General features: G+C 73.7%; 10 protein-coding genes. 4 read left to right on the top strand and 6 right to left on the bottom strand.

The annotated features are described in order from the left end of the window. Positions 1-283 precede the first annotated feature (283 nt). Positions 284-1,372 carry an alpha/beta hydrolase gene (locus AB0O82_RS31285; protein ID WP_363587277.1) on the top strand — a complete coding sequence of 363 codons (1,089 nt, stop codon included), beginning with the start codon at positions 284-286 and terminating at the stop codon, positions 1,370-1,372. On the opposite strand, the gene AB0O82_RS31280 is transcribed toward AB0O82_RS31285, so the two are convergent. The 6 genes from AB0O82_RS31280 to AB0O82_RS31255 form a co-directional block, all read right to left on the bottom strand. Then, positions 1,362-2,699, bottom strand: coding sequence for an FAD-dependent oxidoreductase (locus AB0O82_RS31280; protein ID WP_363587276.1), 1,338 nt, complete (start codon positions 2,697-2,699; stop codon positions 1,362-1,364). The genes AB0O82_RS31285 and AB0O82_RS31280 overlap by 11 nt on opposite strands. Then, the gene (locus AB0O82_RS31275) at positions 2,696-3,487 is read right to left on the bottom strand and encodes an ATP-binding cassette domain-containing protein (RefSeq protein ID WP_363587275.1); all 792 of its coding nucleotides are present in this window, start codon (positions 3,485-3,487) and stop codon (positions 2,696-2,698) included. Before AB0O82_RS31275 ends, AB0O82_RS31280 begins: the two co-directional genes overlap by 4 nt. Next, complete coding sequence (locus AB0O82_RS31270) at positions 3,484-5,424, bottom strand: dipeptide/oligopeptide/nickel ABC transporter permease/ATP-binding protein (protein ID WP_363587274.1); 1,941 nt, start codon at positions 5,422-5,424, stop codon at positions 3,484-3,486. Before AB0O82_RS31270 ends, AB0O82_RS31275 begins: the two co-directional genes overlap by 4 nt. A gap of 7 nt (positions 5,425-5,431) precedes the next feature. Next, positions 5,432-6,394: an ABC transporter permease gene (locus tag AB0O82_RS31265; RefSeq protein WP_363587273.1), complete on the bottom strand. Its 963-nt coding sequence runs from the start codon at positions 6,392-6,394 to the stop codon at positions 5,432-5,434. Positions 6,395-6,468: 74 nt separating this feature from the next. Beyond that, a complete protein-coding gene (locus tag AB0O82_RS31260) occupies positions 6,469-8,064 on the bottom strand; it encodes an ABC transporter substrate-binding protein (protein ID WP_363587272.1) in 1,596 nt (531 codons plus the stop codon). An 87-nt stretch (positions 8,065-8,151) separates the two neighbouring features. Further along, complete coding sequence (locus AB0O82_RS31255) at positions 8,152-9,186, bottom strand: beta-ketoacyl-ACP synthase 3 (RefSeq protein WP_363587271.1); 1,035 nt, start codon at positions 9,184-9,186, stop codon at positions 8,152-8,154. Between the two features lie 353 nt (positions 9,187-9,539). On the opposite strand from AB0O82_RS31255, the gene AB0O82_RS31250 reads away from it, so the two are divergent. The 3 genes from AB0O82_RS31250 to AB0O82_RS31240 all read left to right on the top strand — a co-directional run bounded on the left by AB0O82_RS31250 (position 9,540) and on the right by AB0O82_RS31240 (position 14,374). Beyond that, positions 9,540-11,240: a DUF885 domain-containing protein gene (locus AB0O82_RS31250; RefSeq protein ID WP_363587270.1), complete on the top strand. Its 1,701-nt coding sequence runs from the start codon at positions 9,540-9,542 to the stop codon at positions 11,238-11,240. Positions 11,241-11,549: 309 nt separating this feature from the next. Next, positions 11,550-11,891, top strand: coding sequence for a DUF5132 domain-containing protein (locus AB0O82_RS31245; RefSeq protein ID WP_363587269.1), 342 nt, complete (start codon positions 11,550-11,552; stop codon positions 11,889-11,891). A gap of 188 nt (positions 11,892-12,079) precedes the next feature. Then, a complete protein-coding gene (locus tag AB0O82_RS31240) occupies positions 12,080-14,374 on the top strand; it encodes an ATP-binding cassette domain-containing protein (protein WP_363587268.1) in 2,295 nt (764 codons plus the stop codon). Positions 14,375-14,475 lie beyond the last annotated feature (101 nt).

The raw sequence follows: 14,475 nt of genomic DNA, 5'->3' as shown, positions 1-14,475 counted from the left end.
CTGCAGGGGGGACCCTGTGGGAGAGTAGGACGCCGCCGAACAATCATTCACAGAGAACCCCCATCCGGGAAACCGGATGGGGGTTCTTTGCATTTGTGGAGATGTGGCCTGGTGGCCGGCTCCTCTCCGATGGGCAGCGACACGGCGGCGGGGCGCGCGGTGGGTGTGGCGCAGGGCGGGCAGGGCCTGCTGTGTCGAAGGTGTGTTCGTGGGGGCGCGTCGGGGTGGGCGGCTGGGGGAAGAACAAGGGGAGAGGTCGCCTCTCGGATGCCGTGGAGGACCGATGCGCCGGAACGGACGGGTGGCGGATGCCCTGCTCGCGTCGCTGAGCCGGGACTGGGCGGGAGTGCCGGTCGCGGTGCTGGTGGTGGGTGTGGGGGTCGGGCTGGTCGGGGGCGGTGCGGGATGGGTGGTGGCGCTCGGGTGCTTAGTGGTGACTGTGGGTGTGGTGCTGGCGGTCGGCGCGGTGCGGCATCTGCTGCTGGTCGGCCGGGGCGCGGGGGCGGGCGGGGCGCCGGGGCGGCTGGTGGGGGTGGGCGGACGCCGGATGCACGTCCTCGCCGAGGGGGTTGCCGGGGATGGGCCGACGGTGGTCTGGATGCCGGGCGGGCACGCGCCGGGCGAGGAGTTCGGGCAGTTGCACGCGATGATGGCGGCCCGGACCCGCTCGGTGCTGGTCGACCGGTTCGGCTCGGGCTGGAGTGACGTCGGGCCCTTCCCGAGGACGACGGCGGCCGAGGCGGAGGAGCTGGTGGCCGCGCTGGAGGCGGCGGGGGAGCGGGCCCCGTACGTGTTCGTCGGCCATTCCTTCGGCGGGCTGCTGGTCGCGAATGCCGCCAGGCGGCGGCCGGACGTGGTGGCCGGACTCGTGCTGCTGGATCCGACGCCCCTGGAGGTCATCGCCTTCGCGCCGCCCAATCGGCTGGTCGCGGGCATGCGCCGGGAGTTCCTGCTGACGGCGGTGCGGCACCTGTTCGGTGTTCACCGGGGCCGGGGCCGGGACAGTCGGACCGGCCAGTACTGCGCCGCCGCGTCGATCTTCGCGGAGCTCTCGCCCGTCGGCCTGGCGGAGGTGGGCTGGGAGACCGTGGTCTACGACGGGGACCTCGGCGACCTGCCGCTGGTGCTGGTCATACCCCGCGACCTCACGGGCGGGGAGACGGTGCTGGCCGCCGCCGGGGACGCCGCCGAGGCCGAGCGGATGGCGCGCTTCTACCTCGGGGCCCGGACCCGCTACCTGGCGGCGTCGACCGCGTCCCGGGTGGTGCACACGCCGACGGGAACCGGCCATGACTTCCCGACCGAGGAGCCCGGGTTCGTGGTCGGGGTGGTCTCGGATCTGGTGAGCGAACTGCGCACCCTCAGCCCATGACCGTGCGGGCGGAGCCGGTCCGGACCGGGCGGCGGCGGGAGAACGCGCCCAGGTCCACGACGTTGCCGGTGTGCTCGCAGCGGTAGCGGACCGGGTCGCCGTCATGGTCGTGGCCGGCCTCGACCAGGTCGATCAGGGACGCGAGGTAGCGGCCCACCAGCGGTGCGTTCTTGAACTGGTTGCCGCTCGTGCCCATGGCGACGTAGTAGCCGTCGAGGGCGGTGCGGTCGTAGATCGGGGTCCAGTCGTCGGCGACGTCGTACACGCCCGCGACGCCGACGGGCCGGCTGGGGACCGTGATCCCGGGGAAGCGGCGGGCCGCGCGGGTCACCTGGGTCCGGAAGCGGTGGGCGGTGGGGCGCGGGTCGGCTTCGTCCGGGTCGTCGATCCACTCCGGTGGGTCGCAGGCCGGCTGGGTGCCGCCGATGAGCAGGCGGCCCCCGGCAACCGGGCGCAGGTAGGTGCCGAGGTCGAGGTCGGCGACGACCGGAACCGGCCCGGGGCGGGCGGTGGGGCCGCTGGTGAGGCGGGTGGTGGAGCTGTCGGGCGCGGCGATCTGGTGGACCTCCTCGCGCAGGGGGCGTACACCGATGGTGAAGTCGCTGCCGACACCCGCCAGCCGGTTGAGGCCTCCCGACCACGGGCCGGCGGCGTTGACCACGACCGGCGCGGCGATCCGGGCCCCGTCGGCCAGATGGAGGCCTGCCACGCGGTCCGCGTGCCGGTCGACGGCCACCACGGTGCGGTGGAACAGGAAACGCGCACCCAGCTCGCCCGCCGCGTCGGCGAGGTTCTGGGCCGCGAGCTGCGGGTCGTCGACGAACCCGGCGTCCGGGGTGAACAGGGCACCGAGCTCACCGGCCGGGCCGTCGAAGAAGGCGTCGTCGTCCACGGGCTTCGGCGGCCAGTACCGCCCGGCGTCGATCCCGGGCAGGCGCCCGCGCAGGGTCGCGGTGTCCCACCGTTCGTACGGGACGCCGGCCAGGTCGAACAGGGCCGCGGTGTCGGCGGGTTCGGGGAAGGGCGCGTCGAGCAGCACGGCGCCGGTGCGGCGGAAGGCCGCGAGCGGGCGGCGGTCGGTGGTGAGCCCGAGGTGCTCGGGCCAGGACGCCCACAGGTGGAGGGACTCCCAGGCCGTGGCGACGCCGTCGAAGGTGGAGTAGTTGAACCGGACGATCGCGCTGGACGCGCCGGTCGATCCGTGGCCGGCCGCGCCGGCCTTGTCCACCACGACCACCTGCCGTCCGGTGCGGGCGAGTTCGAGGGCGACGGCGGTGCCGATCACCCCGGCCCCGACCACCACCGCGTCGGGTCGGTCGACGGTCATCGGGACCTCCGGGAGGGCGGTGGGCCGGACAGGCGGGGGACGGCGGCGAGGAGCTCGCGCGTGTAGGGGTGCTGCGGGTCGCGCAGGAGGGCGTCGGTGGGGCCCGTTTCGACGATCCGGCCGCGCTGCATCACCGCCACCGTATCGGAGACGTAGCAGACCGCGGGCAGGTTGTGGCCGATGAACAGCATGGACAGGCCGAGCCGTTGCCGGAGTTCGCGGATCGTGTTGAGGACGGACGCCTGTACCGAGACGTCGAGTGCCGAGGTGATCTCGTCGGCGATCAGGAGTCCGGGTCCGACGGCCAGGGCGCGGGCGACGGCGACCCGTTGGCGCTGGCCGCCGGACAGCTGCCGGGGCAGGCGGCCGGCGAGCCGGGGGTCCAGTCCGACGAGGTCGAGCAGCGCGGCGACGCGCTCGGTACGGGCGTGCCGGTCGAGCCACTGGAAGACGGTGGCGGCCTCGACGAGGGTCTGGCGGACGGTCATCCGGGGGTCGAGCGCGGTGTCCGGGTCCTGGAGGACGATCTGGACCAGGCGGCCGAGCCGGCGCCGGGCACGGACGGTACGGACCCGGACGTCCTGGTCGTCGACGAGGACCCGGCCCCCGTGCACGGGGGCGAGCCCGACGATCGCGCGGGCCAGGGTCGACTTCCCCGAGCCGGACTCGCCGACGAGCCCGAGCGTGGTGCCGGCCGGGACCTCCAGTGAGACGCGGTCCACGGCGGTGACGGGGCCGCGCGGGCCGTGGTGGCGGACGGTGAGGTCGCAGAGCCGCAGGCTGGTCATGACGGGTCCGCCTCCACCTGATGTTCCGTATGTTCCGTCGCCCGGTCCGTCTCTGCCGGCGCCGGCGGGGGGTACCAGCAGGCGACCCGCTGGAGCGCGTCGACGTCGTCCAGCTGCGGAGCCTCCCGGGCGCAGCGGTCCTGCCGGTACGGGCAGCGGGGCTCGAACGGGCAGCCCGGGGCGGGTGCGATCGGGTCGGGCGGCGCGCCCGCCACGGTGGGCAGCGGCCGGTCGCGGTCCGCGGTGAGGTCCGGTACCGAGGCGACCAGGGCCCGGGTGTAGGGGTGCCGGGCGGCGGTGGCGAGCCGGTCGGCGGGGAGGGTTTCGACGACGGAGCCCGCGTACATCACCAGGACGCGTTCGCAGAATCCGCTCACGAGCGCGATGTCGTGGCTGATGAACAGGACGGCGGCGGAGGTGTCCCGCCGCAGGTCGGAGAGCAGTTCGGTGATCTGCCGCTGCACGGTGGTGTCGAGGGCGGTCGTCGGTTCGTCGGCGATGATCAGGCCGGGCCGCATCATCAGGCCGGCGGCGATCATCACGCGCTGGCGCTGGCCGCCGGAGAGCTGGTGGGGGCGTGACCGTAGCAGGGCGGGGGGCAGGGCCACCCGTTGCAGGGCGTCCGCGGCATCGCGCAGGGCCTGGGTGCGGCTCGTGCCGAGATGGGTGCGGGGTGCCTCGGTGAGCTGGGTGGCGATCCGGAGTGACGGGTTGAGTGCCGTGGCCGGGTTCTGGAAGACCATCGCCAGGCCGGTCGCGAGGTGCTGGTCGCGCTGCTTCGGCGTCATGGCGTCCAGGTCGGCGCCGAGCAGCCGGAGGGTGCGGTGGGAGACCCGGGCACGTTCGGGGAGCAGGGCGGCGATCGCGAGCGCGGTGAGCGACTTGCCGGAGCCGGACTCGCCGACGAGTCCGACGATCTCGCCCGGCCGCAGGGAGAGGCTCACCCCGCGGACCGGCCGGATCACACCGTCCGGGGTGGGGAGTTCGACGCTCAGCTCCTCGACCTGGAGGACGAGGCCGTCCTCGGCGGGCCCGCTCGGCCCACCCGGCCCGCTCGGCGCACTCGGCCCACCCGGCGCGATCCGTCGCCGGGGCGTACGGTCCGCACGGTCCGCCGGGTTGCGCCGGGCGGCGCCTCCGGCCAGGACCTCGCCGAGCAGTTGGAACGTCACCGCCGCGTAGAGGATGGCCAGGCCGGGGGCGAGGGCGGGCAGCGGCTGTGCGTAGATCCGGTCGAGCCCCTGGTTGAGCAGTTGCCCCCAGTCGTAGCCGGGCGGTTGGACGCCCAGGCCGAGGAAGCTCAGCCCGGAGAGCGCGACCAGGGAGGTGCCCGCCGCCGTGGTCGCGCTCAGCAGCAGCGGTTCGGCGATGTTGGGCAGGACGTGCCGCCACAGCAGCCGGTGCCGGCGTAGGCCGAGGACCCGGGCGGAGGCCAGGTGGTCGGTGCCCGCGACGGCGGCGGCGAGGGTCTGGGCGAGCCGGGCGAAGCCGGGTACACCGGCGACGGCGAGGGCGAGCATCGCCCCGGCCGCGCCCGCGCCGAACACGACCGCGAGGAAGAGCGCGACCAGGAGCGCGGGGAAGGCGAGCAGGAGGTTGATCAGTGCCGCGAGCAGGCGGCGGGCGCGGGGGCCGACGACGGCGGTGGACGCGCCGAGGAGGATGCCCGTGCTCGCGCCGATCGCGGTCGCGGCCAGCGCGAGCAGCAGGGAGGGCCGGGTGGCGGTCAGGACCCGGGCGAGCAGGTCCCGTCCAAGGTTGTCGGTGCCGAAGGGGTGGGCAGTGGAGGGGCCTTGGAGCACCGCCGAGGGGTCGGGCAGGTCGGCCGCCGCGCCCCAGACGAGCGGGCCCGCCAGCGCGAGCACGATCAGAGAGGCCAGCATGGCGGTGGCGGCCCAGGCCATGGGCGAGCGGAGGTACCTGGTGGGAAGGGGCATCGGCACCTCAGCTCTCCCGGATCGTCGAGCGCGGGTCGAGCAGCGCCAGCAGCACGTCGACCAGGAGCGCGGCGAGCAGGACGGTCGTGCCCAGGATCAGGACCATCGCCTGGATCACCGGGTAGTCCTGCGAGCTCACGGACTGCGCCAGGGCCGAACCGATGCCGGGCCAGGCGAAGACCTTCTCCACCAGCACGGTGCCGGCGATCAGGGCGGGCAGCAGGCCTCCGGCGACGGTGAGCGCGGCGGTGGCCATGTTCGGCGCCGCGTGCCGTAGGTAACGGCGTAGCGGTGACAGCCGCTTTCCGCGGGCGGTGCGCAGGTAGTCCTCGGACAGCACCTTCAGCGCCTCCACCCGGACGATGCGCACCAGGACGGCGGTGGGCGCCACGGAGAGCGCGAGGACCGGCAGGACGAAGGACCCGGCGCCCGCCGTGCCGGCCACCGGCAGCAGTTGGAGGCCGACGGCCAGCAGCGCGGTGAGCCCGGCGGCCAGGACGAAGTCGGGGATCCCGGCCAGGCCGGCGGTGAGCGTGGTGAACGCCAGTTCGCTGCGCGGATGCCGGCCGTCCCGGGTGCGGACGGCGGCGAGCAGGCCGCCGGGCAGGGCGACGGCGAGGGTGACGAGGAAGGCCAGGCCGGCGATCTCCAGGGTGGCCGGCAGCCGGGTGCGGACGAGCTCCGCGACCGGTGTCGAGGTGACCAGCGAGGTGCCGAGGTCGCCGTGCACGAGGCCGTCGACATAGTGCCGGTACTGGGCCAGGAAGGGTTCGTCGAGCCCGAGTTGGTGCCGGCGTGCGGCCACCAGGGCGGGGGAGGCGTCGACGCCGAGCGCCGCGCGGACCGGGTCTCCGGGCACCAGGCGGATCATCGCGAACGATGCGGTGAGCACGACCCCGAGCGAGAGGAGCAGCCGGGCGGTGCGCCGGCCGAGGAACGCCGTCCACGGGTGCCGCAGGAGGCGGGGCATGAGGTGCCGCGGCAGACGCGGCAGATGCGGCAGAGGCGGCGAACGGCGGGGTACGGTCACGCGGGTTCCCCCGGTCATCGGTGCAGGCGGATGCTGGTGGGGACGAGCTGGCCGCCGAAGGTGGTGGCGAAGGTGGTGCTGCGCCCGTACACGCTGCTCCGGCCGTCGGCGATCGGCAGGGCGTCGGCCGATCGGAAGAGGGCGGCGGCGGCCCGGTTCCAGGTGGCGCAGCCTTCGGTGTCCGGTTCCCGGAGGGCCTGGGCGACCAGGGCGTCGTATTCGGGGTTGGCCACGCCCGCGAAGTTGAGGCCCTGGGCGGGGGGCGGGCCGGAGAAGAAGGGGATGAAGCCGACGGGCAGGGCGAAGCCGGGGGAGGTGCCGACCACGACGTCGAAGTCGCCGGTCTGGTACATGGCGTTGACGAGCGCGGGCAGGCTCTCGGTGACCAGCTTGACGTCCGCGCCCAGCACCGTCCAGGTCCGGGCCATCAGCTCGGCGACGGGTGACAGCGTGGGGCCGAGGTCGGGGCTGGTGATCAGGCGCAGCCGGAGCGGCTTGCCGTCCTTGGTCAGCCGGCCGTCCGGGCCACGGGTCCAGCCGGCGGCGCGCAGTGCCTCGGTGGCGTCCTGCGCGGGCAGGTTCGCGGCCGCGAGGTCGGCGTGGCAGACGGCGCCCTCGGCGCCGAAGTCGGTGGCGGGCGTGCCGGTGCCGCCGACGGCGACGTTGGCGAGGCCCTGGCGGTCGAGCGCGGACACCAGGGCCCGGCGCAGGGCCGGTTCGGCCAGCGGCCGGCCGGGGCGCTGGTTGAAGAAGGTCATCCCGACGACGGTCGCCACGTCGGTGGTGGACAGGCCGTGGCCGGTGAGCCGGGTGCGGTCCGGCCCGTTCACGTCCGCGATGTCGACGCCCCCGGTGAGCAGCAGGTTCGCGGTGGTGGAGGCCTGGGGCACCACCGAGATGACGAGGCGGGCCGGCAGGCCGGGCTCCGCGGTGGTCGCGCCGGCCGGGCCCCAGGTGTAGCCCTCGCGGACGGTGAACTCGTACGGCCCGCCCGGGGTGTAGTGGGTCAGCACGTACGGTCCGGTGCCCCGGGTGGAGCGGTCCAGCGTCCGGGGCCGCTCGAGGCCGGCGGGGCAGACGATCGGCAGCAGGCCGATGGTGCGGGTGAGGAACGGGAAGGGGGTGGTGGTGGTCGCCGTCACGGTGCCGGTCGCGTCGTCGGCGCTCGCGGTGTACGGGACGCTGGGCAGGACGGTCTGGGCGCCGGCGAGCTGGTTGGCCGGGTCTCCGGCGTAGGTCAGCGCGCGGGCGACCGCCGTGGCGGTGAGGGGGGTGCCGTCGGAGCAGGTGATCCCCGGGCGGAGGGTGAAGACGGCCGTGGTGGTGGTGGCCTCCCAGGAGGAGGCCAGGCCGGAGACCAGGGTGGCGTCGGCGGAGACGTTGACCAGCGAGTCGTAGGCGTAGCGGGCCTGGGCCGCGCCGAAGGCCGTGTACGGGTCGAAGCTCGGCGTCTCGCTGGACGCGGCGATCCGGACGGTCCCGTGTTCGACGAGCGGGGTGCTCGTCGAGGGACGGGCCGCGCCCCCGCAGCCGGCCACCGTGACGGTCAGTGCGGCGGCCAGGACGGTGGCGGCGGCCGTCCGGACGGGCGGCGGGGTACGACGGGGCATGGCCGTCATGGTGCCACCGAGTTCTGCCACTGGCGAGTCAACTCGCTTGCCCGGTAAGAGTGTTCGAATGTGGCACGGTGGTCGGGGTCAGGCGTGCCGGAGGCAGAGGGTGCCCCACTGGAAGCCCGCGCCGATCCCGGACAGGACGTAGGTGTCGCCCGGTCGCAGGCCGCCCGCGGCGACGGTGGAGTGGAGCGCGGTGAACAGGCCGGCCGATCCGGTGTTGCCGAGCCGGTCGACGGTGACGGGGACGCGGTCCTGAGGGACGCCCATGGCCTTCACGGTTTCGGTGAGGAGGTTCAGGTTGGCCTGGTGCAGGAAGAAGTGCCGGATCTCGTCGAGCGGCACGCCGGCCTGCCGGGCGGCGCTGGTGATGCTCTCGGGCAGGCGGGTGGTGGCGGTGTTCCAGACGGAGCGGCCGTCCATGCGCAGGTAGTGGGCGCCGGCGGCCAGGGTGGATGCGCTGGTGGGCAGCCGGGAGCCGCCGGCCGGGACCTGGACGTCGTAGGAGAGCTGGGAGCCCAGGTCGTAGGAGAGCAGGCCCGCGCCCGCGGTCTCGGAGCGGGTGAGCACGACGGCGGCCGCGGCGTCGCCGAAGAAGACGCCGGTGGTGCGGTCCGTGGGGTCGGTGATCCTGGAGGCGCAGTCGGCGGCGAGGACCAGGATGGTGGTGATGGAAGGGTTCTGGAGGAGGTGGGCGGCGATCAGTACGGCCTGGACGCCGGATGCGCAGGCAGCCTGGGTGACGTCCAGGGACAGGGCTCGGTGGGCGCCCAGGGCGTCCTTGACGATCAGCGCGGTGGAGGGCAGGGGCTGGTCCCAGGTGTAGGTGGCGACGATCACCGCGTCCAACTGGGCGGGGGCGGTGCCCGCCGCGTCCAGGGCCTGGTGCGCGGCGTCGACGCACATGTCGGAGGTGGCCAGGTCCGGGGCCAGGCGGCGGCGTTCACGGATGCCGGTGCGGCTGGTGATCCATGCGTCGCTGGTGTCGAGGGAGCGGGTCAGTTGCTCGTTGGTGACGACGGTCGGGGGCAGGTGCACCCCGGTCCCCGCGACGGCGAACGGGGCGGGTAACCCCGCGCCGGTGTGGTGGTGCAGGGGCTTGTCCTGGGTGACGGTCATGCGACGGTGCTCCGCTCGGGCGCGATCAGGACCTCCGGGGCGGTGTGGCGGCGGCCGGAGGCGCAGGGGTCGCCGAGCACGCTACGTCGGGCGGTCCGGGTGATGAGGGCGCCGCGATCCCGGGAACCGGATCCGGCGCACGCACAGCCGACCCTCCCGGCGCGCCGACCGGGGACAAGTAAGCTCATCAGAACGTCCGTGCGCACGGTGACATCCCGGCGCTCCGGTTGATGCGGTCGCCTTCCGTACGGGTCGGGGGCGAAACCCGCCGCCTCATCCGTTCGGGGGATACCGAGGCCGCTGTTTCGGGCGACCGGGCAGGGCGGCAGGCCCGGCACCGCCACACTGGCCGCATGAGCGCGAGGACGAACGAGCCGGGCCGGGCGACGAGCCATCTGGCGGACCGCTACTGGGAGTTCCTGCTGGAGCGCGATCCACTGCTGAGAGTCCGCCAGGGGCTCCCGGTCGAGACGCTCCCCGGAGCGTCGCCCGCCGAGGCCGAGGAGCGGGCGCGGTTCGCCGAGGAGGTGCTGGCCCGGGCGCGGACGCTCGACGGCGCGGAGCTGTCCGGTACCGATGCCGACACCGTCGGATTCCTCGCGGGGTTGGCCGAGCAGGAGGTGCGCGCCCACCGCTGCTACTGGCTGACGCCCGCGGCCACGCCGTACCGGCTGTTCCCGCTGTCGCAGTACGTCGACGCGGTCCTGCGGAGCCACCGGTTCGGCGAACCAGCGGACACCGAACGGTACTTGGTGCTGGTGCGCGAGCTGGCCCGGGTGGTCGGCTCGATCGGTGACAAGACGGCGGGGCAGGCCGCGCGCGGCTTCCGGGTGCCCGCTCCGGCCCTGCCCGGGGTGCGCGCCACCCTCGCGGGCCTGCGGGCGTCGGTGGCGGAGCGCGTGGAGGTGGACGAGGCCCGGCTCGGTGAGTTGGGGCCGGCCGAGCGCGGACGGGTCCGGAGCGGCGTGCGGCGGCTGGTGGAAGCCGAGTTGCTGCCGGCCTTCGACGGCCTGCGCGCCGTCCTCGACGACCCGGACTACCAGCGCGAGGCGCCGCAGGCCGTCGGCTGGGCCCGGTATGAAGGCGGTGAGGAGGCGTACCGGGAGTTCGTCCGGATCCACAGCGGGGGCGACACGCCGCCCGAGCGGCTCCACGAGCTCGGCCGGGAGCAGTGCCGGGAGCTCGCCGAGCGGATGCGGGAGGCCCGAGCCGCCCTCGGATTCCACGGCCCGGAGGGGGAGTTCCACGAGCGGCTGCGCACCGAGCCCCGGCTCTACGCGCGGACTCCCGAGGAGGTCGAGGCCCGCTATCGCGGCTACCTCGACCGGCTCGCCCCGCTGCTGCCGCGCTGGTTCGCGGTGCTGCCGGCCGCGCCGTACGGACTGGCGCGGCTGGATCCGGCGCTGGAGGCGGGGATGACCTTCGGGTACTACGAGCTGCCCACTCCGGCCGCCCCGATCGGGCGCTACCGCTACAACGGTTCCGGTCTGGAAGGGCGCTCGCTGATCGGCGCGGCCTCCCTGATCCACCACGAGCTGGCCCCCGGGCACCACTTCCACCTCGCCCGGCAGGCCGAGAACCGCGTGCTGCCGCAACTGCGTCGTGAGGTGGCCGAGTTCGGCGCCTTCAACGAGGGCTGGGCCGAGTACGCGGCGGGCCTCGGCTGGGAGATGGGCCTCTACGACGACCCCTGGGACGCCTACGGGCGCCTTGCGCAGGAGCGATTCACCGCGCAGCGCCTCGTCGTGGACACCGGGCTCAACCTCGGGACGATGAGCCTGGAGCAGGCCCGGGACTTCATGCGCGCCAACTCCACCGAGGCGGACGGCCAGATCGCCTCGGACCTGCTGCGGTACTCGACGGACCTGCCCGGGCAGGCGCTGTCCTACCGTGCGGGCTACCTGGAGTTCGTTCGGTTGCGGGCCCGGGCGGAGGCCGAGAAGGGGGCCGGTTTCGAGGTGCGGACCTTCCACGAGGCCGTGCTGGGTGGTGGCGGGCTGCCGTTCCCCGTGTTGCGCCGACGGGTGGAACGAGGGGCCCAGGACGGGACCTGATAGTTAAATAGGATAATTGGCTTATTTGGTGAGTATGCATATTCCAGCCCGTGGAGGCGGATTGGATTTAAAGCACTCGCACGGGTGAATTCCGCCAAGGACGTTTGCTCTCGGTGGACCTGGCTCGACTACGGTGGCCAGAGAGCGGGCGGTGGACCCCAGAGGAATTTTCGGCCCAGCAGGGAATCCGGCACGGGAACGAAGAATTTCGGACATGGGTGCTTCCGTCCGCCCTGTTGTGTGTGCTCCGGAGTTCGCAGTGCCCCCGGGGTCCCCTGTCATCCGTCTGCGTAGAGAGGTTGGAGCATCATGCCGCCCGTAGTACCGCCCTTCCTGATCGGCCTCATCGTCGCGCCGCTGGCCAAGCGGCTCCTCAAGCCGCTGGTCCGTGGCGTCGTCAAGACGTCCGTCGGCATCGCCATGGAGGTGAAGAAGGCGGCCCATGAGGCCGGAGAGGGAATCCACGACCTCGCGGCCGAGGTGGCCGCCGACATGGTGGCCGCGCAGATCACCTCCGACGAGCACCACCGGGCCGCCGAGGGCCCCGTCCCGCACAAGGACAAGACCGAGCCCGTCCACCGGGTCGAGCACGAGTCGAGGGCCCCGAAGATCCGCGCGACCGCGACCGTCGGCGCCGGCAAGACTCCCTGACGCTCCGCCCCGCGGACCGATCAGTCGCTCGGGCGCATGTTTCGAACGGTCTCGGAAGATGTGCCCGAGCAGCTACCGCCGCCCCGTCGGCCGTATCGCTTTCCCCTTCAGACTTTCCATTTGCCGCGGTGCTCCGTCATGCCCAATGACGGTCCATCCGCGACCTCCGCAAACAGGTGATCGTACACATGCCATCTCTGCTGGCCGCAGCAGCCGGGAACCTTCCCGTGGATTCGGACGTGCGCCCGCGCTCGGTCATCCCGGGGCGCCAGCGCTGGGACGTCAAGCCGGTCCTCGGACGGCCCCGGACGGCCGAGATCCTCGCCGCCGCCCTGCGGCGCGTCCCCGGGATCACCGAGGCGCAGGCGAGTCCGGTCACCGGTGGAGTCCTCGTCCGGCACGACGCGCGGGTGCGCGCCGTGGACGTCGGCCGGATCGTCCGCAGGGCCGTCGCCCTGGTCGTGCAGGGGCCGACCGGGACGGTGAGTCCGGCGTCGGCGCGGCCCGCCGCACCGGCCCCGCGCCCGGACCGCGGCCTCGTCGTGCGACCGGTCCTCGCCGTCGGCGGCGGGGTGGCTGCCGGCGTCGCGCTGATCCGGGGGTCGGCGCTGAGCAGGCAACTGGTGGCACTCGGCGGGGTCGCGACCGCGACCGTGGCCGTCCTTCGGAAGGCCTGGCGCGGAACGGCCGACACGGCCGGCGAGCCGGCCGGGACCGGAACCGAACGCCACCCCCTGCTGGAGGTCGTCGGACCGCACCGGCGCCGGCTCTTCCGCGCCTCCGCGCTCTCGGTCGCCTGCCAGGTCGCGGAGATGGCGCTCGCCACCTTCCTCGGCTGGACGGCTCTGGTCCTCATCAAGGGCGAGGCCGCGCCGTTGGTCCGCATCGGTCTGACCACCGCGTCCGCCCAACTCTGGGGCCTGGCAGGGCTGGTGGCCGTCGCTTGTGCCGCCGTCGCGGGCCTCTCCTACTCCTCGAACCTCCAGTGGCGCCGACTCGGCCAGGACATCGAGCACGACTGGCGGAGCCGCACGTACGATCACGTCCAGCACCTCGAACTGCGGCACCTGGAAGGCGAACGGACCACCCGGATCGCCGGCGTGCTCACCGACGACGTCCGCCAGCTGGGCGCCTTCTTCACCACCTCGGCCAACGACGTGCTCCAGCTGGGCACCAGCCTGGCCATCCTGGTGCCGGTGTTCCTGCTGCTGGCACCGCAGATCGCCTGGATCGCGTTCCTGCCCATCCCGGTCATCGCCTGGCTGTCGCTCCGTTACCAGGAGAAGGTCACGGCCGACTACGCCGTCTCCGGTGAGAACCGGGCCAGGCTGCACAGCCAGCTGGTCAACAGCCTGGAGGCCGGCGCCACCGTCAAGAGCTTCTGCACCGAGGACTACGAGGCCGAGCGCATCGACCGGCTGAGCGCGGTGGCCCAGGAGAGCAACGAGCGGACCGACCGGAGCACGATCCGCCACGCCGAGACCGTCCGGGTCTGCACGACCAGCTCGATGGCCGGCACCCTGCTGATCGGCGGCCGGTCGGTACTCAACGGCAGCCTGCCGTTCGAGGTGTTCAGCCCGCTGATCGGGCTGCCCCAGATGGTGCTGCTGCGGATGAACCGACTCGGCGGCATCGTCGACCAGTACCAGCGCACGCTCGCCGCCTACGACCGGGTCCACCACCTGCGGGCCCTGCCCGTCGAGGCAGAGGGCATCGGCGGACCGCTCGACACCGGGAAGGTGCGGGGCGAGATCGTCCTCGACGGAGTGACCTTCGCCTACCCCGGCCGCCCGCCGGTGCTGGAGGACCTCTCGCTGACCATTCCCGCAGGCCAGGTCACCGCCCTCGTCGGCGCCACCGGCTCCGGCAAGACGACCGTCGCCAAGCTGCTGATGCGCTTCCAGGACGCGGAGTCCGGTGCCGTGCTGCTCGACGGGCGCGACGTGCGCGACCTGCCGCGCCGGGACCTGCGGGACGCGGTCGGGTTCGTCGCCCAGGACCCGTTCCTCTTCGACGGCAGCATCGCCGACAACATCCGCTACGGCAGCTTCGGCGCCTCGGACGAGGCCGTGGTCAAGGCGGCCATGATGGCCGAGGCGCACGCCTTCGTCGCGACGCTGCCGGACGGCTACGACACCCTGATCGGCGAACGCGGCGCCGCGCTCTCGGGCGGCCAGCGGCAGCGGATCGCCCTGGCGCGGGCGATCCTCAAGGACGCGCCGGTCGTGATCCTCGACGAGGCCACCTCCGCCGTGGACAACGAGACCGAGGCCGCCATCCAGCGCACGCTCCGGAGGTTCGCCGCCGAGCGGACCATGGTCGTGATCGCCCACCGGCTCTCCACCGTCCGCCACGCCGACCGGATCTACGTCATGGACAAGGGCGGCGTCGTGGCCGAACAGGGCACCCACGACGAACTCCTCGCCCAGCACGGACTCTACGCATCCTTCTGGCAGCTCCAGGCCGGCGAACTCGCCGCCTGACCGCAGCAGCCGCGCCACCCGAGCACCCACCGCGTGACGTCACCGCGATCGGTGTGCTCCGGCGCGCCCTGCGACCACGCCTGCCCACACTTTCGGAGGTA

It is taken from the genome of Kitasatospora sp. NPDC088264 (assembly GCF_040685715.1).
Classification (GTDB): domain Bacteria; phylum Actinomycetota; class Actinomycetes; order Streptomycetales; family Streptomycetaceae; genus Kitasatospora.
The sequence above is the reverse complement of the archived record's forward strand: the minus strand, read 5'-3'. Positions and strand labels throughout refer to the sequence as shown.